Annotated in this window: 26 protein-coding genes; 15 read left to right on the top strand and 11 right to left on the bottom strand. The window is 69.2% G+C overall.

All coding sequences use genetic code 11. From position 1 onward, the window contains the following. Positions 1-67: 67 nt before the first annotated feature. Both MIAR_RS10350 and MIAR_RS10345 read right to left on the bottom strand, forming a co-directional pair. Positions 68-730 (bottom strand): potassium channel family protein, encoded by a 663-nt coding sequence (locus MIAR_RS10350; protein ID WP_425561590.1) that lies wholly within the window; start codon positions 728-730, stop codon positions 68-70. 1 nt (position 731) lies between these two features. Further along, complete coding sequence (locus MIAR_RS10345) at positions 732-2,153, bottom strand: TrkH family potassium uptake protein (protein WP_425561589.1); 1,422 nt, start codon at positions 2,151-2,153, stop codon at positions 732-734. A 113-nt stretch (positions 2,154-2,266) separates the two neighbouring features. On the opposite strand from MIAR_RS10345, the gene MIAR_RS10340 reads away from it, so the two are divergent. After that, positions 2,267-2,683: an ArsR/SmtB family transcription factor gene (locus MIAR_RS10340; RefSeq protein ID WP_285635108.1), complete on the top strand. Its 417-nt coding sequence runs from the start codon at positions 2,267-2,269 to the stop codon at positions 2,681-2,683. 4 nt (positions 2,684-2,687) lie between these two features. Here the strand turns inward: MIAR_RS10340 and MIAR_RS10335 are convergent, their stop codons facing one another. Next, positions 2,688-3,491: an ABC transporter permease gene (locus MIAR_RS10335; protein WP_285635107.1), complete on the bottom strand. Its 804-nt coding sequence runs from the start codon at positions 3,489-3,491 to the stop codon at positions 2,688-2,690. After that, positions 3,488-4,384 carry an ATP-binding cassette domain-containing protein gene (locus MIAR_RS10330; RefSeq protein WP_285635106.1) on the bottom strand — a complete coding sequence of 299 codons (897 nt, stop codon included), beginning with the start codon at positions 4,382-4,384 and terminating at the stop codon, positions 3,488-3,490. The genes MIAR_RS10335 and MIAR_RS10330 overlap by 4 nt, the downstream gene beginning before the upstream one ends. An 84-nt stretch (positions 4,385-4,468) precedes the next feature. Here MIAR_RS10330 and MIAR_RS10325 point away from each other — a divergent pair, with 84 nt between their 5' ends. The 9 genes from MIAR_RS10325 to MIAR_RS10285 all read left to right on the top strand — a co-directional run bounded on the left by MIAR_RS10325 (position 4,469) and on the right by MIAR_RS10285 (position 9,426). Then, complete coding sequence (locus tag MIAR_RS10325; RefSeq protein WP_285635105.1) at positions 4,469-5,398, top strand: TetR/AcrR family transcriptional regulator; 930 nt, start codon at positions 4,469-4,471, stop codon at positions 5,396-5,398. A 100-nt stretch (positions 5,399-5,498) separates the two neighbouring features. Beyond that, entirely contained in the window at positions 5,499-5,708 is a 210-nt protein-coding gene (locus MIAR_RS10320) for a helix-turn-helix domain-containing protein (protein WP_285635104.1), read from the top strand. 117 nt (positions 5,709-5,825) lie between these two features. Beyond that, the gene (locus MIAR_RS10315) at positions 5,826-5,924 is read left to right on the top strand and encodes a 30S ribosomal protein bS22 (protein WP_003792170.1); all 99 of its coding nucleotides are present in this window, start codon (positions 5,826-5,828) and stop codon (positions 5,922-5,924) included. A 66-nt stretch (positions 5,925-5,990) separates the two neighbouring features. Then, positions 5,991-6,284, top strand: a complete 294-nt coding sequence (locus MIAR_RS10310; protein ID WP_285635101.1) for a rhodanese-like domain-containing protein — start codon at positions 5,991-5,993, stop codon at positions 6,282-6,284. Further along, positions 6,281-6,544 carry a glutaredoxin family protein gene (locus MIAR_RS10305; protein WP_285635098.1) on the top strand — a complete coding sequence of 88 codons (264 nt, stop codon included), beginning with the start codon at positions 6,281-6,283 and terminating at the stop codon, positions 6,542-6,544. Before MIAR_RS10310 ends, MIAR_RS10305 begins: the two co-directional genes overlap by 4 nt. Beyond that, positions 6,541-6,840 carry a Dabb family protein gene (locus MIAR_RS10300; RefSeq protein ID WP_285635095.1) on the top strand — a complete coding sequence of 100 codons (300 nt, stop codon included), beginning with the start codon at positions 6,541-6,543 and terminating at the stop codon, positions 6,838-6,840. Before MIAR_RS10305 ends, MIAR_RS10300 begins: the two co-directional genes overlap by 4 nt. Positions 6,841-7,017: 177 nt before the next feature. Beyond that, on the top strand, positions 7,018-7,842 hold the full coding sequence (locus MIAR_RS10295; RefSeq protein ID WP_285635092.1) for a basic amino acid ABC transporter substrate-binding protein: 825 nt from the start codon (positions 7,018-7,020) through the stop codon (positions 7,840-7,842). A 34-nt stretch (positions 7,843-7,876) separates the two neighbouring features. Next, positions 7,877-8,674, top strand: coding sequence for an amino acid ABC transporter permease (locus tag MIAR_RS10290; protein WP_285635089.1), 798 nt, complete (start codon positions 7,877-7,879; stop codon positions 8,672-8,674). Continuing rightward, positions 8,671-9,426, top strand: a complete 756-nt coding sequence (locus MIAR_RS10285) for an amino acid ABC transporter ATP-binding protein (protein WP_285635086.1) — start codon at positions 8,671-8,673, stop codon at positions 9,424-9,426. Before MIAR_RS10290 ends, MIAR_RS10285 begins: the two co-directional genes overlap by 4 nt. Before the next feature lie 12 nt (positions 9,427-9,438). Here the strand turns inward: MIAR_RS10285 and MIAR_RS10280 are convergent, their stop codons facing one another. Next, positions 9,439-11,310, bottom strand: coding sequence for an RNA polymerase sigma factor (locus MIAR_RS10280; RefSeq protein WP_285635082.1), 1,872 nt, complete (start codon positions 11,308-11,310; stop codon positions 9,439-9,441). Between the two features lie 285 nt (positions 11,311-11,595). On the opposite strand from MIAR_RS10280, the gene MIAR_RS10275 reads away from it, so the two are divergent. Further along, the gene (locus MIAR_RS10275) at positions 11,596-12,261 is read left to right on the top strand and encodes a helix-turn-helix transcriptional regulator (RefSeq protein WP_285635079.1); all 666 of its coding nucleotides are present in this window, start codon (positions 11,596-11,598) and stop codon (positions 12,259-12,261) included. Between the two features lie 235 nt (positions 12,262-12,496). On the opposite strand, the gene MIAR_RS10270 is transcribed toward MIAR_RS10275, so the two are convergent. Continuing rightward, a complete protein-coding gene (locus MIAR_RS10270) occupies positions 12,497-12,679 on the bottom strand; it encodes a YegP family protein (protein ID WP_285635076.1) in 183 nt (60 codons plus the stop codon). Between the two features lie 197 nt (positions 12,680-12,876). Between MIAR_RS10270 and MIAR_RS10265 the strand changes: the two genes are divergently transcribed. Then, a complete protein-coding gene (locus MIAR_RS10265; protein ID WP_285635074.1) occupies positions 12,877-14,184 on the top strand; it encodes an alpha/beta hydrolase-fold protein in 1,308 nt (435 codons plus the stop codon). Next, on the top strand, positions 14,181-16,631 hold the full coding sequence (locus MIAR_RS10260) for a DUF2156 domain-containing protein (RefSeq protein ID WP_285635071.1): 2,451 nt from the start codon (positions 14,181-14,183) through the stop codon (positions 16,629-16,631). Before MIAR_RS10265 ends, MIAR_RS10260 begins: the two co-directional genes overlap by 4 nt. A gap of 107 nt (positions 16,632-16,738) precedes the next feature. Here MIAR_RS10260 and MIAR_RS10255 read toward each other — a convergent pair whose 3' ends face one another. The 5 genes from MIAR_RS10255 to MIAR_RS10235 form a co-directional block, all read right to left on the bottom strand. Then, a complete protein-coding gene (locus MIAR_RS10255; RefSeq protein ID WP_285635068.1) occupies positions 16,739-17,824 on the bottom strand; it encodes an ABC transporter ATP-binding protein in 1,086 nt (361 codons plus the stop codon). Beyond that, positions 17,821-18,615, bottom strand: a complete 795-nt coding sequence (locus tag MIAR_RS10250; protein WP_285635063.1) for an ABC transporter permease — start codon at positions 18,613-18,615, stop codon at positions 17,821-17,823. The genes MIAR_RS10255 and MIAR_RS10250 overlap by 4 nt, the downstream gene beginning before the upstream one ends. Beyond that, positions 18,612-19,544, bottom strand: coding sequence for an ABC transporter permease (locus tag MIAR_RS10245; protein ID WP_425561575.1), 933 nt, complete (start codon positions 19,542-19,544; stop codon positions 18,612-18,614). Before MIAR_RS10245 ends, MIAR_RS10250 begins: the two co-directional genes overlap by 4 nt. Next, the gene (locus MIAR_RS10240) at positions 19,541-20,683 is read right to left on the bottom strand and encodes an ABC transporter substrate-binding protein (RefSeq protein ID WP_285635060.1); all 1,143 of its coding nucleotides are present in this window, start codon (positions 20,681-20,683) and stop codon (positions 19,541-19,543) included. Before MIAR_RS10240 ends, MIAR_RS10245 begins: the two co-directional genes overlap by 4 nt. Before the next feature lie 94 nt (positions 20,684-20,777). Beyond that, the gene (locus MIAR_RS10235; RefSeq protein WP_285635057.1) at positions 20,778-21,317 is read right to left on the bottom strand and encodes a GNAT family N-acetyltransferase; all 540 of its coding nucleotides are present in this window, start codon (positions 21,315-21,317) and stop codon (positions 20,778-20,780) included. A 352-nt stretch (positions 21,318-21,669) separates the two neighbouring features. On the opposite strand from MIAR_RS10235, the gene MIAR_RS10230 reads away from it, so the two are divergent. Together MIAR_RS10230 and MIAR_RS10225 are read left to right on the top strand one after the other, a co-directional pair. After that, a complete protein-coding gene (locus MIAR_RS10230) occupies positions 21,670-22,725 on the top strand; it encodes a thioester domain-containing protein (protein ID WP_285635055.1) in 1,056 nt (351 codons plus the stop codon). 94 nt (positions 22,726-22,819) lie between these two features. Next, positions 22,820-23,641, top strand: coding sequence for a sulfite exporter TauE/SafE family protein (locus MIAR_RS10225; protein ID WP_285635053.1), 822 nt, complete (start codon positions 22,820-22,822; stop codon positions 23,639-23,641). The last annotated feature ends 54 nt before the right edge of the window (positions 23,642-23,695 follow it).

Below are 23,695 nucleotides of genomic sequence, written 5' to 3'. Positions count from 1 at the left end.
GCGGGTGCACTGCCCCCGCCAGTTCTGCGACATGGCTGCGCGGCTCCCGGCGACCAGCCCGCCCGGCTCAGCGGTCGAGGCTCGCGAACCGCTCGATGTCGCTGTTCGTGCCCGAGACGATGATGAGATCGTGGTTGGTCACCACGGTGTTCGCCTCGGCGTAGCGGAACGGCTTGCCCGGGCTCTTCACGCCCACCACCGTCACCTTGTACTTCGTGCGCACGCCCGATTCGTTCAGGCCCACGCCGCGGATGAACTTCGGCGGATACATCTTGGCGAGCACGAAGTCGTCGTCGAAGCGGATGAAGTCCAGCATCCGCCCGCTGACGAGGTGCGCGACGCGCTCGCCGGCCTCGCGCTCCGGGTAGATCACATGGTTGGCGCCGACGCGGGCGAGGATCTTGCCGTGCGACTGGGAGACGGCCTTCGCCCAGATCTGCGGCACCTTCAGGTCGACGAGGTTGGCGGTGATGAGCACGGATGCCTCGATCAGCGAGCCGACGGCGACGACGGCCACCTGGAAGTCCTGCGCGCCGATCTGTCGCAGTGCGTCGATGTTGCGGGCATCCGCCTGCACCGTGTGGGTGACGCGCTCGGACCACTTCTGCACGAGGCCGAGGTCCTCGTCGATCGCCATCACCTCGCGGTCGAGGCGGTCGAGCTCGCCCGCGCAGGCGGCGCCGAAGCGCCCGAGTCCGATCACGAGCACCGGCGCGTCGCCGCGAACCATCTCAACCAACGATCGGCCTTTCCACCGGCAGCGAGTAGAGCTGCGAACGGGACGTCGCGGCGACCGCCGCGGCGAGAGTCACTGTACCAACGCGCCCCATGAAGATGGTCGCCGCGAGGATGTAGGAGCCGGCGTCCGGAAGGGCCTCCGTGACCCCGGAGGAGAGGCCGACCGTGCCGAACGCGGAGATCACGTCGAAGAGCACGTCGATCACCGGCAGCTTGGTGATCTGCGTGATCGCGACCGTCGAGACCGCCACGATGGTCGCCCCCCAGGCCACGACCGACAATCCGACCCGCTGCACATCGGAGGGGATGCGCCGCCCGAAGGCCTCCACCGACTGCCGGCCCTTGGCCTCCGACCACACGGCGATCGCGAGCACGGCGAGCGTGGTCACCTTGATGCCGCCGGCCGTCGACGCGGAGCCGCCGCCCACGAACATCAGCATGCACGCCACGAGCATCGACGAGCCGTTCAGATCGGACATGTCGATCGCGTTGAAGCCGCCCGAGCGGGTCATGGCGGAGAGGAAGAACGCGTGCACGGTGGTGTCGACGGCATCCATCGATCCGAAGGTGCGCGGGTTGTCGTACTCCAGAAGCAGGAAGACCGCCGCCCCCGCGAAGAACAGCAGCACGGTGGTGACGAGCGTGAGCTTGGAATGCAGCGACCAGCGCTTGAAGTGCCAGGTGTGCTTGGCGAGTGTGTAGATGACCGGGAAGCCGATGCTGCCCAGGAACACGCCCGCCATCAGCAGCACGAGCACCAGGTAGTCGTCGTTGAACGCGAGCACGCCGCCGGCGTTCGGCGCGAAGCCCGTGTTGGTGAACGACATGGCCGCGAAGTAGGGGGCCTCCCACAGGGCGGAGACGGGATCGACGCCGGCCATCACGATCGCCGGGTAGAGGAGCACCGCCAGCCCGCCCTCGATGATCAGGGCGGAGAGCGCGACGGTGGTCAGCAGCTGGCCGACCTCGCCGAGCCGCACGGTCTGGCTCTCGTTGACGGGACCCCCGTGCGCACGCAGCGGGTTCGTGTCGCCGGCCGCCATGAGCTTGGCGCTCAGGCCCAGTCGCTTGGAGATCACCATCCCCATCAGCGACGCCAGCGTCAGCACGCCGAGGCCGCCGATGTTCACGCCGATGAAGATCACGACCTGGCCGAACGGCGACCAGTAGGTGCTCATATCGACGGTGGTCAGGCCCGTCACGCAGATCGTCGAGACGGCGGTGAACAGCGCATCACTGAGCGGGGTGACGTGCCCGTCGGCGGAGGAGATCGGCAGGGACAGGAGTCCGGTGAACAGCAGGATCAGCGCCGCGAAGATCACGATCGCGAAGCGCGAGGGCGAGGAGGTGATCAGGTGCTTCACCAGCCGCGCGGCATCACCTACGGAGCGTCGCGGAGACGATGCCGTCATCATCCCCGACATCGGGCCCCCTCCTGCCGTGCGCGCGACGTCCTTCGCCGGGCTTCCGACATGGTACTCCGTGGGCTCGCATGGTACTCCGTGCCCGCGCCGACTACCCTGATGGCATGACGGACATCTTCGACGTGATCGCGGACGGCACGAGGCGTGACATCCTCCAGCTCCTGCTGAGCCGCTCCACGGACAGCGATGCCGGCACGAGCGTCACCGAGATCGTCAGCGAGCTCGGTGTCAGCCAGCCCACCGTCAGCAAGCACCTCAAGGTGCTGCGCGAGTCCGAGCTGGTCACGGTCCGGGAGGACGGTCAGCGCCGCTTCTACAGCCTGTCGGTCGCCCCGCTCGAAGCCGTCGACGACTGGCTGGTGCCGTTCCTCGTGGACGCCTATGGCGACCAGGCGCCCGACATCGACTTCCCGGTCGCGCCGCTGCCCGACGGCGCCGCGCACGCGGCCGAGGTGGTGGGTCGCGCCGCGGCGTCGGCGAAGCACGTGGTGGCGTCCGCGTTCAAGCGTCTCGGCAGCTGATCGGCTAGCTCGCCCGCCGCCGGCCGAACAGCCACGCGCCCCAGAGCGCCGCGACGGTGATGATGAGCGCGCACCATCCGGTCGCCCACAGGGGCTGCGTACCGAGGTCGGTGCCCATCAGCAGGCCGCGGATCGTCTCGATGACGGGCGTGACCGGCTGATACGTGGCGATCCACTGCAGCCAGGACGGCATCGTGTCGATCGGGACGAACGCGCTGGAGAGGTACGGCAGGAACATCAGGATGAAGCCGTAGCCGCTCGCCGCCTCCGGGCTGCCGGCGGCGAGGCCGATCGCCGCGTAGAGGTAGGTGATCGCGAGGATGTACAGCGCGATCACGGCCCCGGCCCCCGCCCACTGCGCGAGGTTGGCGGTGGGATGGAAACCGAGCAGCAGCGCGACGCCGATCACGACGGCAGTGGCGACGAGGTTGCGCGCGAGGCTGGCGATCACATGGCCGGTCAGCACGGCTCCGGCTCGCAGCGGCATGGTGCGGAACCGATCGATGATGCCGGTCGTCATGTCGCGCGAGACGTAGGTCGCCGTGGTCCCGGCTCCGAAGCCGGCGCAGAGCAGGATGATGCCGGGGACGACGTAGTCGACGTAGTTGCCCTCGGTCTGCATCGCGCCGCCGAACACGAAGGTGAAGAGCAGCATGAGGGTGACCGGCAGCATGATCGACATGCTCAGGGTCTCGCCGTCGCGCAGGGACTGGGTCAGGCTGCGGCGCACGAAGACCCGTTCGGCGGCGAACCCGCGGATGCGCGGGCGCGGAGCGGAGAGGACGGGGGAAGGGGTGATGGCGGTCATGCGATCTCCTGGGCGATGCGGGCGTCGTCGCGCGGCGCTCCGGTGAGGCTGAGGAAGACGTCGTCCAGAGTCGGGCGGCGCAGTGTGACGGAGGCCGCGGCCCCCGAGTCGTCGATCTGATCGAGGACTCTCCGGAGGCCGTCGATGCTGCCGTCGGTCGGGAGCTCCCCGAGCTGCGCACCGTCGCGGTCGTGGACCACGACGGTGTCGGTGCCGACGAGCGCCTTCAGCTGCGCCGGGGTGCCGGTCTCGATGATCCTGCCGCCGTCGAGGATGGCGATGCGGTCGGCGAGCAGATCGGCCTCCTCGAGGTACTGCGTGGTGAGGAACACGGTGGTGCCGGCATCCGCGAGGGTGCGGATCACGTCCCACAGGTCGAGGCGACTGCGCGGGTCGACGCCTGTGGTGGGCTCGTCCAGGAAGAGCACGTCGGGGACGACGACGAAGCTCAGAGCGAGGTCGAGGCGGCGGCGCATGCCGCCGGAGAAGGTCTTGACCCGTTTCGAGGCGGCGTCCGTCAGCGTGAAGCGGGCGAGGAGCTCGTCGGCCCTGATGCGGGCGGAACGCGGCGACAGGCCGGAGAGACGTCCGAGCATGACGAGGTTCTCCTGCGCCGAGAGCATGTCGTCGACCGCCGCGCTCTGGCCCGTGAGCGCGATGCGCCGGCGCACCTCGACGGCAGCGGTTGCCACATCGTGGCCGGCCACGCGGACGGTGCCGGCTGTCGCGGCGAGCAGCGTGGTGAGCACAGAGATCGCGGTGGTCTTGCCGGCCCCGTTGGGGCCGAGGAGGGCGAACACCTCGCCCGGTGCGACCTCGAGGTCGAGGCCGTCGAGCACGGTGTGGGTTCCGTATGAGACCCGCAGGCCTCGGACGTCGATCGCGGTAGTCATCTCGACTTCCTTTCTGTGTATGGCTGAAACTGTGTATGACCGTAACATACCGTTTACGACGTACACAACCATAGAATTGCGGGTATGGCCGACCTCGAATCCGAAGAGCTGCCGCGCGGTATCGCCCTCGCCTGGGGGGTCGCCGCGAACCCGCAGAGGGGACCCAAGCGCGAGATGAGCGTGGAGCGCATCGTGGATGCCGCGGTCGAGCTCGCCGACGCGGACGGCATCGGCGCGGTGTCGATGGCGGCGGTGGCGGCGAAGCTCGGGTTCACGCCGATGTCGCTGTACCGCTACGTCAGCGCGAAGGACGATCTGCTGCTGCTCATGGAGGAGCAGGCGATCGGCCTCCCGCCGGAGGAGGTCCGTGAACAGGACGGCTGGCGGTCGCGGCTGCGCGCGTACTTCGAGGCCCAGGTGCTCATCTATCTGCGGCATCCGTGGGTGCTGTCGCTGCCGATCACGGGATCGCCGATCACCCCCAACAGCTCCGCGTGGTTGGATTCCGCGCTGGACGCCCTCGACGAGACACCGCTGACCCCGTCGGAGCGGCTGGCCGTCGCGCTCGCCTGCACGGGGCAGGCGCGCTGGTACGGCACCGTGCTCGCCGGCTACACCGAGCAGGCTCGCACGAGCGGGCTGTCGGCCGACGAGATCACGGCCCGCGAGGCCGCGCTCTTCGACCGCGTGATCACCGCGGCGGAGTTCCCCGCACTCCGGGCGGCCATCGAGTCTGGGGTGTTCCTTGAGGACGGTGATCCGTTCCGATTCTCGTTCGAGCGCTACCTCGAGGGTGTGGAGGCGTACATCGCGGGCCTCGACCGCGGTGATCAGCATGTGGATGCCGCTCCGTGGCTGCGTGATGACAGCGCGGAGCTGAGTGCGGACAAGCGCGTCCGTGCGGCGGCCAAGAGCGTCCGCGAGGCGGAGAAGGCGCTGCGCATCGCACGCAAGGAGGAGCGTCAGATCCGGCGCGACGCGGCTGCCAGGATCGCGGCGCGCACGGAGCGATGACGGCCCAGCACGGTCGTCCCACTGATCACACGCGCCACAACTGTTTACAGCCGTCGCACGTACCCCATATGCTGTGCTTCAGCAGAAAGGGGTACGGGGGATGCCCGATGTCCAAGACGTTCGATTCCTGACGGTGGCCGAGGTCGCGGGGCTCATGCGCGTGTCCAAGATGACCGTGTACCGGCTCGTCCACTCGGGCGAACTGCCTGCGATCCGCTTCGGCCGCAGCTACCGGGTGCCGGAGTCCGCTGTCGCCGAGGCCCTGCAGCGGCCCATCGCCGACGAGGGACCCATCGCCGACGTAGGATGATCCGAGCGCGATTCGGGCTGACGCCGACCGTTTGCTAGAATCATCCGAGGCATTTTCCGTGCCCGTACCCGGGTGCCCGCCTTCGTGGCATCCAGCCCCTGACTTAGTGAGGTTTCCGTGGGTTCAGTCATCAAGAAGCGCCGCAAGCGCATGGCGAAGAAGAAGCACCGCAAGCTGCTTCGTAAGACTCGCCACCAGCGCCGCAACAAGAAGTAAGCGGCACGACACCGAGCGCCTGTCTCCGGACGGGCGCTTCGTGTTTTCCGGGCGATAATGGATGCCATGAAGTCGATCGACATCGCACAGCTCGCCGCCCGTGAGGGAGTGCCCCTCATCGATGTGCGGGAGCGCGACGAGTACGCGGCCGGCCACGTGCCCGGCGCCGTCAACCTGCCCCTGTCCGAGCTCGGCGAGCGGCTGGAGGAGCTGCCCGGCGAGGCGTTCGACGTGATCTGCCAGGCCGGCGGCCGCTCGGCCCGCGCCGTGCAGGCCCTCGAGGCCCGCGGCTACGACGCCACCAACGTCGAGGGCGGCACGGGGGCGTGGATCGCCGAAGGGCGACCGGTCGAGCAGTGACCACCCTCACGCTGATCGGCAAGCCGGATTGCCATCTCTGCGAGGTCGCGAGCGAAGTCGTCGACGCGGTCGTCGCGGAGCTCCCGGATGCCGCGGCAGAGCAGATCGAGATCGTGGAGCGGTCCATCAACGACGACCCGGCGCTGTACGAGCGCTGGTGGGAGAAGATCCCGGTGGTGCTGATCGACGGCCAGCTGCACGCCCACTGGCGCGTTTCGCCCGAGCGCCTCAAGGACGCACTCGAGGAGGCGATCGGATGATCCGTCACGTGGTGAGCTGGAAGCTGGCCGAGCCGGATGCCGCGCTGCGCGGCGAGCAGGCGGCTGAGGTCGCCCGGCGGCTGAACGCGCTGATGGGCGTCGTCCCCGAGCTGCGTGCGGTGAGCGCGGGCGCGAACGTCGCGCATCCGGATGCGAACTGGGACGTCACGCTGGTCGCCGACGTCGACTCGCTCGACGCCCTGGAGGCGTATCAGGCGCATCCCGCCCACAAGGAGGCGGGCGCCTACATCAAGTCGGTCGTCGCATCCCGGGTCGCCGTCGACTTCGAGTTCTGATCAGCAGAACTCATCAGAGTTGACGACATCTGTTCATACTGCCTTGCAGAAATGCGCACGGTCGCAACCCAACCGTGATCCCCGTGGCGTTCGTGCGTTCTGCGATGCGGTAGTGGTCGTGTCAAGATGAATGCCATACCCGTCCTCGGGCGCAAGCCCCGTCACACAGGAGTGACCATGAACCGTCGTCCCCTCATCGCCGGCATCGCGATCGCGGCTGCCGCCGTCCTCGCCCTGAGCGGCTGCGCCAGCAACCCGGGCTCGGGTGGCGGGGGTGGCGGCGACAAGGCGCCCTCGGGGCCGGACTACGGTCTGGTCACGTCCGGCACCCTGTCGGTGTGCTCGGACATCCCCTACCCGCCGTTCGAGTTCGAGGGCGGCGACAACGGCACGGGTTACACCGGCTTCGACATCGACCTCCTCGGCGCGGTCGCCAAGAAGCTCGACCTCAAGCTCAACGTTCAGGACGTCGGCTTCGACGCGCTGCAGTCCGGCACGACGCTCGCCGCAGGCACCTGCGATGTCGGCGCCTCGGCGATGACGATCACCGACGCCCGCAAGAAGAACCTCGACTTCTCCGACCCGTACTACGACTCGCTGCAGTCGCTGCTGGTCAAGACCGACTCCGGCATCAAGAGCATCGACGACCTGAAGGGCAAGACCGTCGGCGTGCAGCAGGGCACCACCGGCGAGAACTACGCCAAGGAGCACGCGAAGGGCGCCGAGCTGCTGCAGATGGGTTCGGACGGCGACCTGTGGCCGGCGATGCAGGCCGGGCAGCTCGACGCGATCCTGCAGGACCAGCCGGTGAACCTCGAGCACGAGAAGGCCGACAAGAGCTACAAGATCGTCGAGACCTACAACACCGACGAGCAGTACGGCTTCGCCTTCGAGAAGGGCAAGAAGACGGCACTCCTCGAGGCTGTCAACAAGGCTCTGAAGGAGCTGAGGGACAGCGGGGAGTACAAGAAGATCTACGACGAGTACTTCACGGCGAAGTGACCCTCGGACCGACCGAATCGGAAGGAATCCGACTATGGCGCTGAGACGCTCACAGAAGCAGAAGCTGTACCGCTACGCCGTCTACGTCGTGCTGATCGCTCTCGTGGTCTGGGTCGCCCTCACCGCGAACTGGGCGCGGCTGGTGCCGCTGTTCCTCAACCCCGAGGTCGCGCTGAAGATGCTCCCGAGCATCATCACGGTCGGCCTGGTGAACACGCTGTGGTTCACCGCTGTGGCGTTCGTCGCGGGCCTCATCCTCGGCGTCATCCTGGCGCTGATGAAGATGTCGGTGATCGGCCCGTTCCGGTGGATCGCGACGGTGTACGTGGAGCTGTTCCGCGGACTGCCGGCCATCCTCACGATCTTCACGATCGCGTTCATCCTGCCGATCGCGGCCGGCGTGCCGGGTAAGGATCTGGGCGGCCCCGTCGTCCTCGGTCTGATCGGTCTGATCCTGGTCGCCGCGGCGTACATGGCGGAGACCATCCGCGCCGGCCTGCAGGCGGTGCCGAAGGGCCAGACCGAGGCGGCGCGCTCGCTGGGCATGTCGCCCATGGCGACGACGTTCTGGATCGTGATCCCGCAGGGCTTCCGGATCATCATCCCGCCGCTGACCAACGAGTTCGTGCTGCTGCTGAAGGACACCTCGCTGCTGTTCGTCGCGGGCACGTTCATCTGGTCGAAGGAGCTGACGACGTTCGCACGCGACGCCAGCACGCAGAACGCGAACGGCACGCCCCTGATCATGGCGGCGCTGCTGTACCTGATCGTGACTATTCCGCTCACGCGCTTCACCGCGTGGCTCGAGCGGCGGATGGCGAGGGAGAGATGAGCACGGATCTGATCGATGTCCACGCCCCGGCGATCGACATCCAGGGACTGGTCAAGAGCTACGGCGAGAACGAGGTGCTCAAGGGCATCGACCTGAAGGTGCTCGCCGGCGAGGTCGTCTGCATCATCGGCCCCTCGGGGTCGGGCAAGTCGACGCTGCTGCGTTCGGTGAATCTGCTCGAGGTGCCCACCGGCGGACACATCCTCATCGAGGGGATCGACGTCACCGACGAGGACACCGACCTCGACCGGGTGCGTCAGCGGATCGGGATGGTGTTCCAGAGCTTCAACCTCTTCCCGCACATGACGGTGCTGGGCAATCTCACGATCGCTCAGCGACGCGTGAAGAAGCGCGGCAAGGCCGAGGCCGAGCGCATCGCGCGGGAGATGCTGGGGCGGGTCGGTCTCGCCGAGAAGGCGGACGCGTACCCCAGCCACCTCTCCGGCGGTCAGCAGCAGCGTGTGGCGATCGCCCGTGCACTCTGCATGAACCCCGACATGATGCTCTTCGACGAGCCCACCTCGGCGCTCGACCCGGAGCTTGTGGGCGAGGTGCTGCAGGTGATGCGCAGCCTCGCCGACGAGGGCATGACCATGCTGGTCGTCACGCACGAGATGGGCTTCGCCCGGGAGGTCGGCTCCCGCCTGATCTTCATGGACGGCGGGCACATCCTCGAGCAGGGCGACCCGCGCGAGGTGCTGGCCAATCCGCAGCATCCGCGCACGCAGGACTTCCTGTCGCGCGTGCTCTGACGCGTGATTCGGCTACGGCGTCGGCTCCGGTGACGGGGCCGGCGCCGCAGTCGTCTGCGAGGCGGTGTCGACCTCGTCGAGCTCGAAGTAGGGAACGTCGCCCCAGGGATCGAAGATCCCCGTCGACACCCACTTGCTCTGGTCGACCCCGGGGCCGGCGTAGTCATCGCTGCAGGCCGAGAAGGTGAGCGCGTAGAAGCCGGTGGTCAGGAATCTGATACGCCGGGTGACGGTGCCGTCCGCGTTCAGCGGCATCGTGGCGGTCTGCCCGACGTCGGACGAGACGCACGCGGTCCCGGAAGCGGGCCCCCTCAGCGTGAAGACCAGACCGTTCGTGCTGGCATCCTCGAGGTCCATGAGCACATCGCCCTCGAAGCCCGTCACGGTGACGGGCGTGATGGTGAACGGCACAGTCGCGGCCATCGAGGAGACGCCGTCGCGGACCGTCCACACCTCCGCTGCGTAGTCGCCCGCCGGCAGCGCCAGGGATCGAAGGTCGAACGCCCAGGTGCCTTCCGGCGAGGGCTCGACGGTGTACACAGCGTCGGCGACTCCGATCGCGACCGTGGATCCTTCCGGCGCGGCCCCGGAGAGCCTGGGCGCCATGTATGTCGAGGCGGGCGATGCGGCAGCGACCACGGGAGCAGCGGGCGGTGTGCCGGTGGCCGGTGAGGTGCCACCTCCGGGTGTGGTGCCTCCTCCAGCCGGCGGCGGAACGCTTCCAGGGGCGGCGGGCGTCGGAGCGGGACGAGGCGACGGGCCCGCATAGGGGCCGTTCGGCAACCAGAAGTCGATCGGCGCGGGTTCGTCCGGCGTGGAGACACCCGGCACCGTCGGCTGCAGAGCGACGGGCGAGGGGGCTGCCGAAGGAAGGGCGGGAGCCGGGACCGGCGCCATGCCCGCCGGCGCGGACGGGGTGGTCTCGATGGCCTGCGCACTGCCGGGGAACGAGAAGGGGAGGGTGATGAAACCCGTTCCCAACCCGATCATGAGCGCGCCGACGGCGGCGGCAGCCGAACCGAGCAGCGCAAGGCCGACTCCGGCTGCCACGCTGACACTGGCCGGTGCAGCCCAGACGGCGGTCGCACTCGGAAGGATGACGCCCAGTGCAGCGAGTCCGCTGATCGACGCGGCCGCGCCGCGGCCGTTGCCGTAGGCGTGTCGCAGGTCGGTCTCCGCGCGGCGGCACTGCTCGCACGCGGCGAGGTGCCGGTCGACCAGTGGGTCGCGGCTCTTGCCGGTCACGACACGTGCAGGCAGCGCCGCAGCCACATGCCGTTCGTCGTCGCGGAGGCTCTTCGGAAGATGCTGGGCCAGCCACTGCTCCCTGAGCCCGCCTCGTGCGCGGCGCTGCAGCGCGGAGACGGCGTTCGCGCCGATGCCGAACTCGGCGGCGATCGCAGGGCGGCCGACTTCCTCGACCTCCGAAAGCCAGAGCACGCGCTGCCAGCGGGCGGGCAGTGCGCGGAACGCATCCAGCAGCTGCGCGGCGTCGTGCTCGCGGTCGATCAGCTCGTACCCGGGCTCGTCGACGGTGGTGTCGGCTTCGGGATCGGAGATGAACGGACGTCCCTCCCTGTACCACCGCGCGGCGATGTTGCGCATGACCGTGAAGAGGTACGCCCGGAACGATGTCTGCGGGCCTTTCCCGTCGACGCGGACCTGCCGATAGATCGCGAGGAACGCCTCCGAGACCAGGTCCTCCTGATCGGTCGGTGCGATCCGCGTGGCGGCGCGCCTGGCTGCGCCGACGTGCCGCAGCCAGAGCTCCTCGTACGCGGTGGCGTCTCCCTCGCGCAGCCGATCGAGCAGCTGACCGTCGGACGGCTCGGCCTGGCCCAGGGGCGCGGTCGAGCGCGCGTCGTCGCGAGAAGAAGCATCCACGATGGCTCTTTCCATGCACGGACGGCAGCACCGTCGGTGAGAATGACGGGGCGTCGGGGGAGATCGCCTGCCGCAATGAGCAGGATATACGAGCCCCAAGCGGCCGTTCGAGGCGAAGTGACGCCCTCGCGGCCAGGTGACCTCCGACGGGGGTCAACGACCTGCCCCGCGATGAATCTCCGCGGGTGCGCGTCACTTATCCGCCGATCCCGACACTCATCCTCGGGAGATCGATGAATGCCGTGCAGGACGTCGATCCCGGAGCAGGGGAGAAGGGGATCTGGAATGCATGCGAGAGCGCATTCTCGGAAGCTGCGGCGCGCGGCCGTGGTCGAGCCGTACGTCATGCAGCGGACGCGCACCGCGGAGGTGCTGGAAAGGCAGGGCGGACTCGAGGTCGTGCACTCGAGCGACTCGATGGCGGCGCTGATGACCTGGATGCGCGGGCAGGATCGGTCGAACTGGCCCCATCTGCTCGTCGTGGATCTGCTTCCCCTGCGACCGGGCGACCGTGACGTCGCCGCCGTCACGGCGCTTCGCGAGGCGGGGATGCGGGTGCTGCTGCTCTCGGGTCTGTCGCCGCGCCGTTCGGCTCAGCGGGTGGCGGATGCCGGGGTGGACGGCATCGTGTCCAAGCTCGACACCGAGCAGACGTTCCTTGAGTGCGTCGCAGCGGCGCTGGTCGGCGAGCCGGCTGTGAGTGCCGTCGCGAAGGCGGCGGTCTCCCGCTCCGCGGACGCTCCTGAGCTCTCCCCTCAGGAGGCGAAGGTGCTGGCGCTGTACGTCGACGGCAGCCCGATCGCGGCGGTCGCAGAGCAGATCGGGGTCCGTCCCGATACGGCGCGCAAGTATCTGGCTCGGGTCAAGCAGAAGTACGCGTCCCTGGGACGGTCGGCGAGCACGAAGCTCGACCTGGCGAGACTCGCCTATGAGGACGGTTTCATCGGCTGAACGGCGGGAACCGACTGCGACGGGCCGACCCCCGTTCGAGGTCATCGCTTCGCCGGGTCGCCGGTGGCCCACTAGCTTCGCAACGTCTGGGGACGTCCCGTGCGTGCGACTCGCGAGTGCTGGGGAGTGACTCGACTGCGGCATGGGGATGATCGCAGTCGGCCGTTGAGTGGACGAATGCACCATGGAGGAGGCCGCCGATCCCGCGGGTCGGCGGCCTCTTTGGTTCCTGCGCTCAGTTCTCGACTTCGACGACCTCGGCGTCTGCGGCGTTGCGGCGCACCGAGTCGATGCCGTTGACGGCGCCGGACTTCGACGCGTAGCCCTGCCCGGTCGCGATGACCTCGCCGTTGCCGGCCTTCAGGCGGAACCGCCAGTCGCCGCCCTTGTCCTGGTAGAGCTCGAACTTGCCTGCCATGAGATTTCCTCTCCCTACGGGTAAGGGCGTCATCGCCCCGGCACAAAGCTAGCCCGACCCGGATGCGCCCGGGAAGAGGGAATCCGCCGTGCGATCCGATCCACGGCTCCCGCATAGGCGTCTCAAGGGCGACGCGAAGCCGCCCGGATCTAGCATGGGCGAGCACGGCATACGACTGTGCGGAACGGGGGAGGCGGATGCTCGCCTGGCTGCTCGGTCTGGACATCATCTCCGGCCCCGCCCCGTGGGTGCTGTGGGGGATCACTGCGGCGCTCATCGTCGTGCTGCTGGTGCGCCGCTACACGGGAGCACGGGCACTGCGGGCGCTGCTGGCCGTGGTCATCGGAGGCGTTCTCGGGCTCGCGCTCAGCTGGATGCTCGACGCGATCGACGCCTTCGGCACTCCGCTGCCCGACCCGGTCAAGTGGTGGGCCGCCGGATGCTTCGCGGCCATCGGCCTCGGCATCGTCAGCCTCTGGGACTCCAGGGCGCCGCGCAAGATCGTCGCGGTCGTGACCATCATCGCCTCTCTGCTCTCGGGCACGATCGGCATCAACGCCGCATTCGGGCTGGACCGGAACCTGGGCGACCTGCTCGAGATCTCCACGCTCCCGCCGGTGGGCGAGCTCCCGAAGCCCGTTCACACCGCTGCTGCTGCCGCGGACGCGCCGCTGTACGCCACCTGGCACTCTCCGGCGGGCATGCCCGCACACGGCGAGGTGCGGCAGCTCTCCGGTGCCTCGCGCATCCCGTCGACCGCCGGCTTCGTGCCGCGCGACGCCGCGATCTACCTTCCCCCGGCGGCGCTGGTCGCGGATCCTCCCGTTCTTCCGGTCATGGTGCAGATGATGGGCCTGCCGGGCAGTCCCACTCCGACGGCGATCCAGACCGCGGTCGACGCGTTCGCCGCGAAGCACGACGGTCTCGGCCCGATCGTGATCGTCGCCGATCAGCTCGGCTCGTCCCGGCAGAACCCGGGATGCGCAGACTCGAAGGCCTTCGGCGGTGTGAACACGTATTTCAACGTCGACATCCCGGAGTGGATCCGCACGCACCTCCGAGTCCCTGCGGCGCCTGCCGACTGGACGATCAGCGGGTACTCCAACGGCGGTGCATGCTCGTTCCTGTACGGCGCGCAGCACCCGGAGATCTGGGGCTCGCTCGCCAGCCAGTCCGGCGAGGAGTGGCCCGGTTGGGAGCGACCCGCCCCGGTGCTGAGCAGGGTCTTCGGCGGCAGCAGGGCCGCGTTCGACGCCAACAAGCCCGAGAACGTGCTGGCGGCGCATCCGGGCGCGTACCGGGGGCGGATGGCGGTGTTCACGGCCGGCGCGGTCGACCACGTCTACGGGCCGCCGGCGCGGCATGCCGCGGACCTGGCGCGGGCCGCCGGTTTCACGACGACGTTCTTCGCGATTCCCGGAGCAGGACATGTGGGTCCGGCCCTGTCGGTCGGCCTGGATGAGACGCTGCGGGTGCTGGCGCCGGTCTGGGGGCTCGCACCGTGAGCGGGCGGAGCAGCGCTGCGGGTGATGCGCGGAGCACCACGCACCTGAGAGGCAGGGCTTTCGAGGCGCTGCGCACGCACCCCGTGACGGCGGGATTCTCGGTGCTGATCGTGCTGGCCGGGCTGGCGTTCGGCACGCTTCGCGGTGCTCATCCGCTCCGTATCTCGGTCAGCCCGGCGGGACTGGGTGAAGGACGCTGGTGGACCCCTCTGACCGCCCTGCTCGTGCCGGACTCGGTGATCGAACTGGTGCTGACACTGGCGCTCGCGATCATCGGCCTGGGATATGCGGAGCGCCTTCTCGGGTCGCTGCGCAGCGCGGTCGCGTTCATCGTGACCGGCGTGCTCGGGATGCTCGCGGGCGTCGGCGTCCAGACGCTCTCGATGACGGAGGGCGCCGCCTGGGCTCGCATCTCGGGGCCGGTGCTCGACCCCGCGGTCGGCGTCGTCGGCGCGACCATGGTCGCGAGCGCGCTCGCTCCGGTGCTGTGGCGACGCCGCATCCGCCTGCTCGGCTTCTCGGCGCTGATCATGTTCACGCTGTACAGCGGTGACGTCGACAGCGTGTACCGGCTGTGCGCGGCGACCATCGGACTCGTGCTCGGCGCTGTGCTCGCGCGCGGGCGGACGCGCAGGCCGTGGCATGGAAGCTCCTACGGCGAGGTGCGCACCCTGGTCGCGGCGATCGTCGCGGTCACCGGGATCGGCCCGCTCGTCGTGCTGCTCACCGGGCGTGGGATCGGTCCGCTGTCCCCGCTCGTGCAGGGGCTGCGCGGGGCGGGAGTGGATGCCCTGCTGGCGCGCTGCGGTGACGATCTCACCAACCGCTGCACCGTGGGACTGGTCGGGGGCTTCGGCCCGCTGCTGATGAGTCTCGTCCCTCTGGTGCTGACGGTGGTGGCCGCCGTCGGACTGCGCGCCGGGCGCCGCGCCGGGCTGCTGCTCGCCGTGGCCGTGAACCTCGTGCTCGCGGCGCTGACCGCGGTGAGCATCGGCAGCGACGATCTGCGGCATCCGGCCGAGCTCACCGCGATCGACCGCGCGTTCCCCGGCTTCGCCGTCGTCGCGATCCTCGTCCCCCTGGCCGTCTGCGCGCTGCTGGTCATCACTCGCCGACGCTTCGCCGTGCGAGCGGAGCACGGGGCGGGCACCAGGCTCGCCGTGGTCGCGCTGCTGGCCGCGGGCGTGCTCGGCGTCGCCGATGTCGTGCTGCTCGTCTCGTCCGATGTCGACCTGGGCGTCGCCGCCCTCGACGCACTGCGCCGGTTCCTGCCGGCCGGCTTCACCCACGCGCGCATCGCGGAGCGGATCGGCGGGGTCGGCAACATCGCGAGGCAGGTGATCGGCCCGTTGTTCTGGGGCGTGTTCACGGCGGCGATGCTGCGCCTGCTGCGCGCACCGGTCGCCGGTGCGGGCAACGTCGACGACGAGAGCTACCGGGCGCTGCTGCGCGTGCACAGCGGCACCCTGGGGTTCCTCGGCACCTGGGACGGCAACCGACACTGGATCACCCCGGACGGACGCGGCGGGATCGCATACCGACTGGTGTCGGGCTTCGCCATCACCGTCGGCGACCCGGTCGGGGCGGATCCGGATGCCGTGGTCCGCGGCTTCGCGGACTTCTGCGACAGGCAGGGCTGGTCGCCCGTGCTGTACAGCGTGCACGACTCCACCCTGCTGACCGCGCAGGCGCTGGGCTGGCGGCACATGCCCGTCGCGGAGGAGACCGTCGTTCCCCTGGACCGCTTCTCACTCGACGGCAAGGCCTGGGCGAAGGTGCGCCAGCCGTACCGGCGTGCGGACCGTGACGGCCTGCATGCGGAATGGACCCGCTGGGTCGATCTGACACCGGGGATGTCGGCGCAGCTGGACGCCCTGAGCGAGCAGTGGATCGCCGAGAAGGCGCTGCCCGAGATGGGCTTCACCCTCGGCGGCATCGAGGAGCTGAAGGATCCCGAGACCGCGCTCATGATCGCGGTCGGCCCGCAAGGGGAACTGCAGGCCGTGACCAGCTGGCTGCCGGTGCACGACAGGGGCGAGCTCGTCGGCTGGACCCTGGACTTCATGCGCCGCGCGGACGGCTCCATGCCCGGCGTCATGGAGTTCCTGCTGGCCTCCGCCGCGCTGCGGATGAAGGCGGACGGGCTGGCATTCATGAGCCTATCCGGTGCGCCGCTCGCGCAGACGGCGGATCCGGATGCCGCAGCGGGGGAGTCTCAGGACATGCTCGGGCTGCTGACCTGGCTGGGCGGCGTGCTGGAGCCCGCGTACGGCTTCCGGTCCCTGCTCAGCTTCAAGGCCAAGTTCCACCCCGATCGCCACGCGCTGCACATGGCCTATCCGGACCCCGCTCAGCTGCCCGCGATCGGGATGGCGCTCGGCAGAGCGTATCTGCCGCACGTCACCACGGCGGAGTACCTGGCCCTCGCCCGCACGCTGCGCGCATAGGCGTCAGCACCCGATCGCCGAACCACCACGCGAACGCCGAGCCACCACGCGATTCACTGTGATCCGCGTGGTGGCTCGCCTGCTGGATGGTGGCCCGGCGGTGTCCGTCAGCCGCGTGGGCGCGCGGCGACCGGCTCGCCCAGCAGCGCGATGCCCACGGCGTCGCCGAACGCGGGACGGATGCCGGGAGAGTGCTGCACGGTCACCCGCTCGCCGGCCTCGGTGCGCACCACCGTGCGGCGCATGCTGCCCAGGAACGTCGACTCCTCGACGGTGCCGCGCACTGAGGCGTCCGCCCCTTCGGCGAACACCACGTTCTCCGGCCGCAGGTACACGTCGACCGGGCCGGTTGCCGGGGTCTGCAGCGGGAGCGTCTGCCCCCAGACCTCGACGCTCGCACCGTCGGCGACGCCGCCGACCACGCTGGAGAGCCCCACGAAGGCCGCGACGGATGCCGTTGCCGGCGCGCCGTAGAGCTCCTCGGGCGAGCCGATCTGCTCGATCCGGCCCGCACTCATCACCGCGATCCGGTCGGAGACCGCCAGTGCCTCCTCCTGGTCGTGCGTGACGAACACCGTGGTGATGCCGAGGCGCAGCTGGATGCGGCGGATCTCGTCGCGCAGCTGCACCCGCACCTTGGCGTCCAGTGCCGAGAGCGGCTCGTCGAGCAGCAGCACCTTCGGCTCGGTGACCAAGGCGCGGGCGAGCGCCACGCGCTGCTGCTGGCCGCCGGAGAGCTGGTGCGGGAACTTGCCGGCGTGCTCCTCGAGCCCCACCAGTGCCAGCGCGTCGAGGGCGCGCTTCGCGGCATCCGCCTTGCCGACCCCGCGACGACGCAGGCCGAAGGCCGTGTTCTCGACAACGCGCAGGTGCGGGAAGAGCGAGTAGGACTGGAAAACCATGCCGATGTCGCGCTTGTTAGTGGGAACCCGCGAGACGTCCTTGCCACCCAGCAGCACGGCACCCGAGTCCGAGTCCTCGAGGCCTGCAAGCACCCGCAGCAGCGTGGTCTTGCCGCAGCCGGATGGGCCCAGGAGCGAGACGAACTCGCCGGGGGCGATGTCGAGGTCCACGCCGTGCAGCACCGTGTTGCCGCTGTAGCTCTTGACGATGCCCTGCAGCTGCACGGCGGTGCCCTCGCCGGCGTCGGCGAGCAGCGCGTTGTCCTGGGTGCGGGGGAGCGGAGCGGTCATGAGCGGGCCTTTCGGTGGCCGCGCGCGGCGCGGCCGATGATGAGCAGCAGGACGAAGACGAGCAGCAGCGCCAGCAGCGTGAAGATCGCAGGCAGGTAGGGGTCCTGGTTGCGGACGACGACCATCGCAGTCTGGAAGACCTGACGGTTCAGCAGCGAGGCGATGGTGAACTCGCCCAGCACCACGGCCACCGAGATCAGGGACGCCGCCAGCAGACCCTGACGCAGGTTGGGGGCGAGCACCTTGATCACGACGGTCGGCCAGCCGGCGCCGAGCGTGCGGGCCGCCTCGGAGAGCGTGCGCAGGTCGGCCGCGTCGATGGACGCCTGGATCGCGCGGTAGGCGAAGGGCAGCACCGTGATGCCGTATGCGAATGCCAGCGTCCACGTGCCGGTGCCCAGCATCCGGGCGATCTGCAGGTAGATCGGCGACAGCCCGACGACCAGCACGATCGCGGGGATCGAGATGGGCAGCAGAGCGAGGAACTCGAACACCGGCCGCAGCTTCGGGAAGCGGAGGTGGACCAGGATCATGGTCGGGGCCAGCAGCACCAGCACGATGACGACCGTGACGACGGCCAGCACGAGAGAGTTGCCCAGGCCCGTCCAGATCGGCTGCAGGGTGCTCGCGAACGCGGGGTCGACGAGCTTGTGCCAGTTGACCAGCGACATCCCGCCCTTGGGGTCGCGCAGCGTGTAGAGGAACGTCGCGATCAGCGGGATGGCGAAGAAGGCGCCGACCAGGATGCCGATGATCCAGCGGGTGAGGCGGGAGGGGGCGAGCGCGTTCATGCCTGCCACCTCGCAGCCCGGCGCTGGATGAGGGAGTACAGGGCCATCACGACTCCGACGACGACGATCATGCCGAGCGCGAGGGCGCCGGCCAGGTTGTCGCGGCCGAGCACGGTCTCGCTGGTGAGGGCAGCACGGATCTGCAGCGGCACGATCTGCGAGCCCTGGCTGATCAGGGCCGCGGCGGTGGCGTACGACGAGAACGCGTTCGCGAACAGCAGCAGCAGGCTGGCCAGGAAGGAGGGGGCGAGCACCGGGAAGCCGATGTGCAGCCAGAAACTGCCCCGTGTGCCGCCCAGAGTGGCGTTGGCCTCGGCCCATTGCGGCTTCAGCGCGGCGAGGGCGGGCATGAACGTGATCACCATGAGCGGGACCTGGAAGTAGATGTAGGGCAGCAGCAGGCCGGGCACCTCGTAGATCCAGGTGCCGTCCGCGAAGATGTTCACCCCGAGGGAGTCTTTGAGGAAGACCGTCACCATGCCCTGCACGCCGATGGTCGCGATGAACGCGAAGGCGAGCATGACGCCGCCGAACTGGGCGAGCACGCCGGCCGCGGCATCCACCGACTGACGCACCGCGCCCTCGGGGTTCATACCCAGCAGGGCGTAGCAGACCAGCGCTCCCACCACGGCGCCGACCACCGCGGTGAGCAGTGACACCCAGGTGGAGCTCGCGAAGGTGCCGAGCACGGCTGGATCGCCGAGCGCGGAGAGATTGTTCCAGGTGAAGGCGCCCGTCTTGGTGAACAGCCCCGAGGCGAGCGCGAGCACGGTCGGCAGTGCGAGGAACAGCAGCACGTAGGCGGCGAACGGGGTCATGCCCAGCCATGCCCACGACGCGGAGCGTCGGGACCCCGCGGCGCGCGTGGTCCCGACGGGGACGGGGGCGGATGCCGTGGCATCCGCCCCCGGGGTGACGGCGGTCGTCACTGGATCGCCGCCGCCCACTTCTCGCCGAGCAGCGTGCCCGCGTCGGTGCTCTGCTTCTCGGTCGGGACGACGGTCTTCTCCGGCGCCTTCGGCAGTGCGGAAGCGAGCTTCTCGTCGATGGTGCCGGCCTTGGTCATGGCCTCCATGCGTGCGGGACGCGCGCCACCGGCGAGGTACAGGTTCTGCCCCTCGTCGCTGTACAGGAACTCCTGCCACAGGCGCGCGGCCGCCGGGTGCGTGGCGTCCTTGTTGATGGCCTGGTTGTAGTAGCCCGCGTAGCCGGTGCCGGGAAGCACCGTCACCTTCCAGCTCTTGACGTCCTTGGAGTAGGCGGTGTTCAGGTAGTCCCAGTCGAACACGACCGGGGTCTCGCCGCTCGCGACGGTCGCGGGCGTCGGGTCGACCTTGAGGAAGTTGCCCGCCTTCTGCAGCTCGGCGAAGTAGTCGATGCCGGGCTGGAAGTCGTCCAGCGTGCCGTCGGACTGCACCGTGGCCAGGCCGATCGCGGCGAACGCGGCACCGGCCTGGGTCGGGTCCCCGTTGATGGCGACGGACCCCTTGAACTTGGCGCCCTTCAGGTCGTCGAGGCTCTTGGGCTCGGGGAACTTCGAGGAGTCGTACCCGATCGACATGTACCCGCCGTAGTCTCCGACGAAGAGCCCCGTGGACTCCTTCAGCTCGGCGGGGATGTCATCCCAGGTCTGCACCTTGTAGGGCGCGAAGACGTCGGTGCTGGACAGCGCGACCGCGAGGCCCAGGTCGAAGACATCAGGTGCGGTGTCGAGGCCCTTGTTGGTCTTCGCCGCGTCGATCTCCTCCTTGCTGGAGACGTCGGGCGACTGCTCGTTGATCGTGATCTCGGGGTACTTCTTCTTGAAGGCGTCCAGGATCGCGCCGTAGTTCGCCCAGTCGTGCGGGAGCGCGATGACGTTCAGCTGACCCTCCTTCTTGGCCGCGGCCTCGAGGTCTGCGAAGGAGCCGAAGTCCTTCACCGACGTCGCGGTCGCGGACTTGGGGGCGTCGCCGCCGTCGGAGCCGCCCGGCGTGCTGCCGCCGGAGCAGGAGGTGAGCAGCAGCGCCGCGGTGGCGGCCAATGCGATGCCGGCGCCCAGGCGCGTGCGGCGGGTGATGATTGCCATGTTTTCCTCTCGGAGTTCCGGCGAAGCCGGTTCGGGACGGCTGGACGCTACGCGTCCCCGGTTACCCCGCAGGGGGACGCCGGTTAACGGGAGGTTATCGGGAGGTGGCACCCGGTGTCGACGGTGACGCGACTGCGTATTTGAAGCCCCGGTGCGAGCCGACGAATCCGAGACGCTCATAGAAGCGATGCGCGTCGACTCGGGCGGCATCCGAGGTCAGCTGCACGAGGGCCGCATCGAGCGCCGGCGCCGCGGAATCCGTCACCCAGCGCATCAGTGCCGAGCCGAGCCCTGCGGAGCGGAGATCGCTGCGCACGCGCACCGCCTCCACCAGCAGGCGCAGCGAGCCCCGCCGAGCCATACCGGGGATGAGGGTGAGCTGGAACGTGGCGACGATGGCCCCATCGACCTCGGCGACCAGCAGGTCGTTCTCGGGGCTGGCCAGGATCGCCCTCAAGCCGGAGATGTAGAGCCCGCGATCTTCGGGCTTGGCCTGATCGCCGCGCGCTGCGCTGACCGGATCGTCGGCGAGCAGGGCGATGATCGCGTCGGCATCCCCCTCGGTCGCGCGGCGCAGCACCGCGTCGCCGGTGCGGAAGGACAGCGGATGCGGCAGGGTGAGGGCGTCGAGCATGCGATCAGTCTGACATCAGGCTCTCCGGCCTCGGAGTCCGGCGCGATCGTCGAAGGCGCCGATGGTTATGCGGGTGAGCGAATCTGACCTGCGACAGGGGTCAGGGCCAGTCGCGGGAGAGGTGGCGTCGTCGCCGTGGGTTCGCCGTCGAATCCGCGGAATCATGCGGCAGAACGCGTGACCTACGACAGGGGCGGGTCTCTTGGGGCGAAGTCGCGGCCGTGCGTAGCTTTGTCAGCTGCTGGGGACTTTCATGCTGTCGCGTCACTTCGCGCGTGGTGACGACACTCATCTGGGGAGGGCGGCGAATGCGCCCTGCTCGACCACTGGGGAGATTTCGAAGATGGAACAGTTGAACACTGGAGTTGGGGCGAGGGGCGGCGTGCCGCGGCGCACCATCGTCAAGGGCGCCGCCTGGTCGGTGCCGGTCATCGCAGCGGCGATGGCGGTGCCGATGGCGTCCGCGTCCGGAGAGGGCATCACCGGAACATCGCCGATCCCGTCGGGCGTGTGCTCCCCGGTCGGGGACTTCACGGTCTCCGTGACGACCAACGGATCCGCCACGGCAGGAGCACTCGTATCGGTGACGCTGCCGAGCGGGCTCTCGTGGGCAGGCGGGGCGAGCAACCCGAAGACCTTCATCACGGATGCCAGCGGCACGGCGACGATCACCGGAGTGGTCGGTCCGGCCAAGCCCGGGACCTACGTGGTCGTCGCGTCGGCCGGGTCCGGAACGACGCTGGTGAGCACCACCATCCCGGTCTTCGTGCAGGGCACCTGGATCGTGACGGGGCCCGGCACCAGCGGCGCTCCGCTGCACGCGGTCTACACGAACCCCTCGGACACCGGCAACCTCGGGACCGCCACCTGCTTCGCGTACTGCATCGAGCACAACGTCAAGGGGCCGAACGGCAAGGTCGGATACGTGGGGGCCGTAGGTTCGTTCCTCGGAAGCAACAACTTCAGGAACGGCGTCACGACGACCAACTACCTCCTCGGCACCGGACCCACCGCTCTCACCGCCGCGCAGGTCCAGGCGAAGGTGGAGTGGATCATGCGTCACAGCTACCCGAGCGTGTCGCTGGCGCAGCTCGAAGCGGCCACCGGCCAGACGGGCCTCACCGAGGCATGGGCCATCGAGGCTGCGCAGTACGCCATCTGGTCCTACACCGACCTCACGTTCGTCGACGCCAACTGGGCGTTCGCCGATGGATCGCCGTCCAACCAGACAGCGAACTTCCTGAAGTACAAGGCGGTCTTCACCTACCTGGCGAACGGTGCCTGGAACGACACCGCCGCCGCGCCCAGCAGCTGCCTCAAGGTGCTGTCTTCCGCGAGCGCCGACTGCGCGACGCCCACCGGCGCGAGCCACCTGCAGTCGCTCGCGATGGTCTGCGACTGCGCCTGAGGATCGAGCACCGCGGGGTGAGGCCGAGCCGGTCTCACCCCACAGCGCCGTCACGCGCGTCGAACACCTGCGGCATCTGGCATCCTGATTCCTGATGGACATCGGAGCACTCCTCGGACTCGAACAGCTCACCTGGGGCATGCTGGTGCTCGTCATCATCGCGGCCTTCGGTGCGGGGTGGATCGACGCGGTGGTCGGCGGGGGCGGACTCCTGCAGCTGCCGGCGCTGCTGCTGATCCCGGGCATCCTGCCGGTGCAGGCGCTGGCGACCAACAAGCTCGCCAGCCTCGCCGGCACCACGATCAGCGCCGCCACCTACTACCGCCGGGCGAAACCCGACCTGCGCACGGCGGTGCCGATGGCCCTCATCGCGCTCGCCGGATCGTTCGGCGGAGCAGCCGTGGCGATCGTGCTCCCGGCTTCCGCCTTCAAGCCGATCATCGTCGTCGCCCTGCTGGCCGTGGCGATCTTCACGGCGTTCCGGCCCGAGATGGGCGCGGCCACGAAGCTGCGGTTCCAAGGGCATCGGCATCACGTCGCTGCCGGCGCCACGGGACTCCTGATCGGGTTCTACGACGGGCTGATCGGCCCGGGCACCGGCACGTTCCTGGTGATCACGCTCGTGGCGCTGATGGGCTACGACTTCCTGCAGTCCAGTGCCAAGGCGAAGATCGTGAACTTCGCCACCAACCTGGGTGCGCTGCTGCTGTTCATCCCGCACGGTGCCGTGCTGTGGCTGTTCGGCGCGATCCTCGCAGTGGCGAACGTGGGCGGAAGCTACCTCGGCTCGCGGATGGCGATCGCGCGAGGCTCCACCTTCATCCGGGTCGTGTTCCTGATCGTCGTCGTGCTGCTCATCGGCAAGCTGGGCGTCGACGTCTGGAACGAGAACATCGCCCCTGCCCTCGCATCCTGACACCCGTCCCACACCTCGCCGCCCCTGCTGGGCTACCTCGCCCCTGCTGATTCA

Origin of the sequence: Microbacterium arabinogalactanolyticum, assembly GCF_030268005.1 — a bacterium.
In the GTDB taxonomy this organism is placed as follows: Bacteria; Actinomycetota; Actinomycetes; order Actinomycetales; family Microbacteriaceae; genus Microbacterium; species Microbacterium arabinogalactanolyticum.
The sequence above is the reverse complement of the archived record's forward strand: the minus strand, read 5'-3'. Positions and strand labels throughout refer to the sequence as shown.

Excerpts from the sequence above, each read along its gene's own strand:
- MIAR_RS10285 (WP_285635086.1), top strand. The coding sequence starts at position 8,671 with ATGAGCACGGATCTGATCGATGTCCACGCCCCGGCGATCGACATCCAG.
- MIAR_RS10270 (WP_285635076.1), bottom strand. The coding sequence starts at position 12,679 with ATGGCAGGCAAGTTCGAGCTCTACCAGGACAAGGGCGGCGACTGGCGG.
- MIAR_RS10325 (WP_285635105.1), top strand. The coding sequence starts at position 4,469 with ATGGCCGACCTCGAATCCGAAGAGCTGCCGCGCGGTATCGCCCTCGCC.
- MIAR_RS10290 (WP_285635089.1), top strand. The coding sequence starts at position 7,877 with ATGGCGCTGAGACGCTCACAGAAGCAGAAGCTGTACCGCTACGCCGTC.
- MIAR_RS10295 (WP_285635092.1), top strand. The coding sequence starts at position 7,018 with ATGAACCGTCGTCCCCTCATCGCCGGCATCGCGATCGCGGCTGCCGCC.
- MIAR_RS10275 (WP_285635079.1), top strand. The coding sequence starts at position 11,596 with ATGCATGCGAGAGCGCATTCTCGGAAGCTGCGGCGCGCGGCCGTGGTC.
- MIAR_RS10320 (WP_285635104.1), top strand. The coding sequence starts at position 5,499 with ATGCCCGATGTCCAAGACGTTCGATTCCTGACGGTGGCCGAGGTCGCG.
- MIAR_RS10225 (WP_285635053.1), top strand. The coding sequence starts at position 22,820 with ATGGACATCGGAGCACTCCTCGGACTCGAACAGCTCACCTGGGGCATG.
- MIAR_RS10330 (WP_285635106.1), bottom strand. The coding sequence starts at position 4,384 with ATGACTACCGCGATCGACGTCCGAGGCCTGCGGGTCTCATACGGAACC.
- MIAR_RS10240 (WP_285635060.1), bottom strand. The coding sequence starts at position 20,683 with ATGGCAATCATCACCCGCCGCACGCGCCTGGGCGCCGGCATCGCATTG.
- MIAR_RS10345 (WP_425561589.1), bottom strand. The coding sequence starts at position 2,153 with ATGATGACGGCATCGTCTCCGCGACGCTCCGTAGGTGATGCCGCGCGG.
- MIAR_RS10310 (WP_285635101.1), top strand. The coding sequence starts at position 5,991 with ATGAAGTCGATCGACATCGCACAGCTCGCCGCCCGTGAGGGAGTGCCC.
- MIAR_RS10265 (WP_285635074.1), top strand. The coding sequence starts at position 12,877 with ATGCTCGCCTGGCTGCTCGGTCTGGACATCATCTCCGGCCCCGCCCCG.
- MIAR_RS10340 (WP_285635108.1), top strand. The coding sequence starts at position 2,267 with ATGACGGACATCTTCGACGTGATCGCGGACGGCACGAGGCGTGACATC.
- MIAR_RS10335 (WP_285635107.1), bottom strand. The coding sequence starts at position 3,491 with ATGACCGCCATCACCCCTTCCCCCGTCCTCTCCGCTCCGCGCCCGCGC.
- MIAR_RS10250 (WP_285635063.1), bottom strand. The coding sequence starts at position 18,615 with ATGAACGCGCTCGCCCCCTCCCGCCTCACCCGCTGGATCATCGGCATC.
- MIAR_RS10235 (WP_285635057.1), bottom strand. The coding sequence starts at position 21,317 with ATGCTCGACGCCCTCACCCTGCCGCATCCGCTGTCCTTCCGCACCGGC.
- MIAR_RS10300 (WP_285635095.1), top strand. The coding sequence starts at position 6,541 with ATGATCCGTCACGTGGTGAGCTGGAAGCTGGCCGAGCCGGATGCCGCG.
- MIAR_RS10350 (WP_425561590.1), bottom strand. The coding sequence starts at position 730 with ATGGTTCGCGGCGACGCGCCGGTGCTCGTGATCGGACTCGGGCGCTTC.
- MIAR_RS10255 (WP_285635068.1), bottom strand. The coding sequence starts at position 17,824 with ATGACCGCTCCGCTCCCCCGCACCCAGGACAACGCGCTGCTCGCCGAC.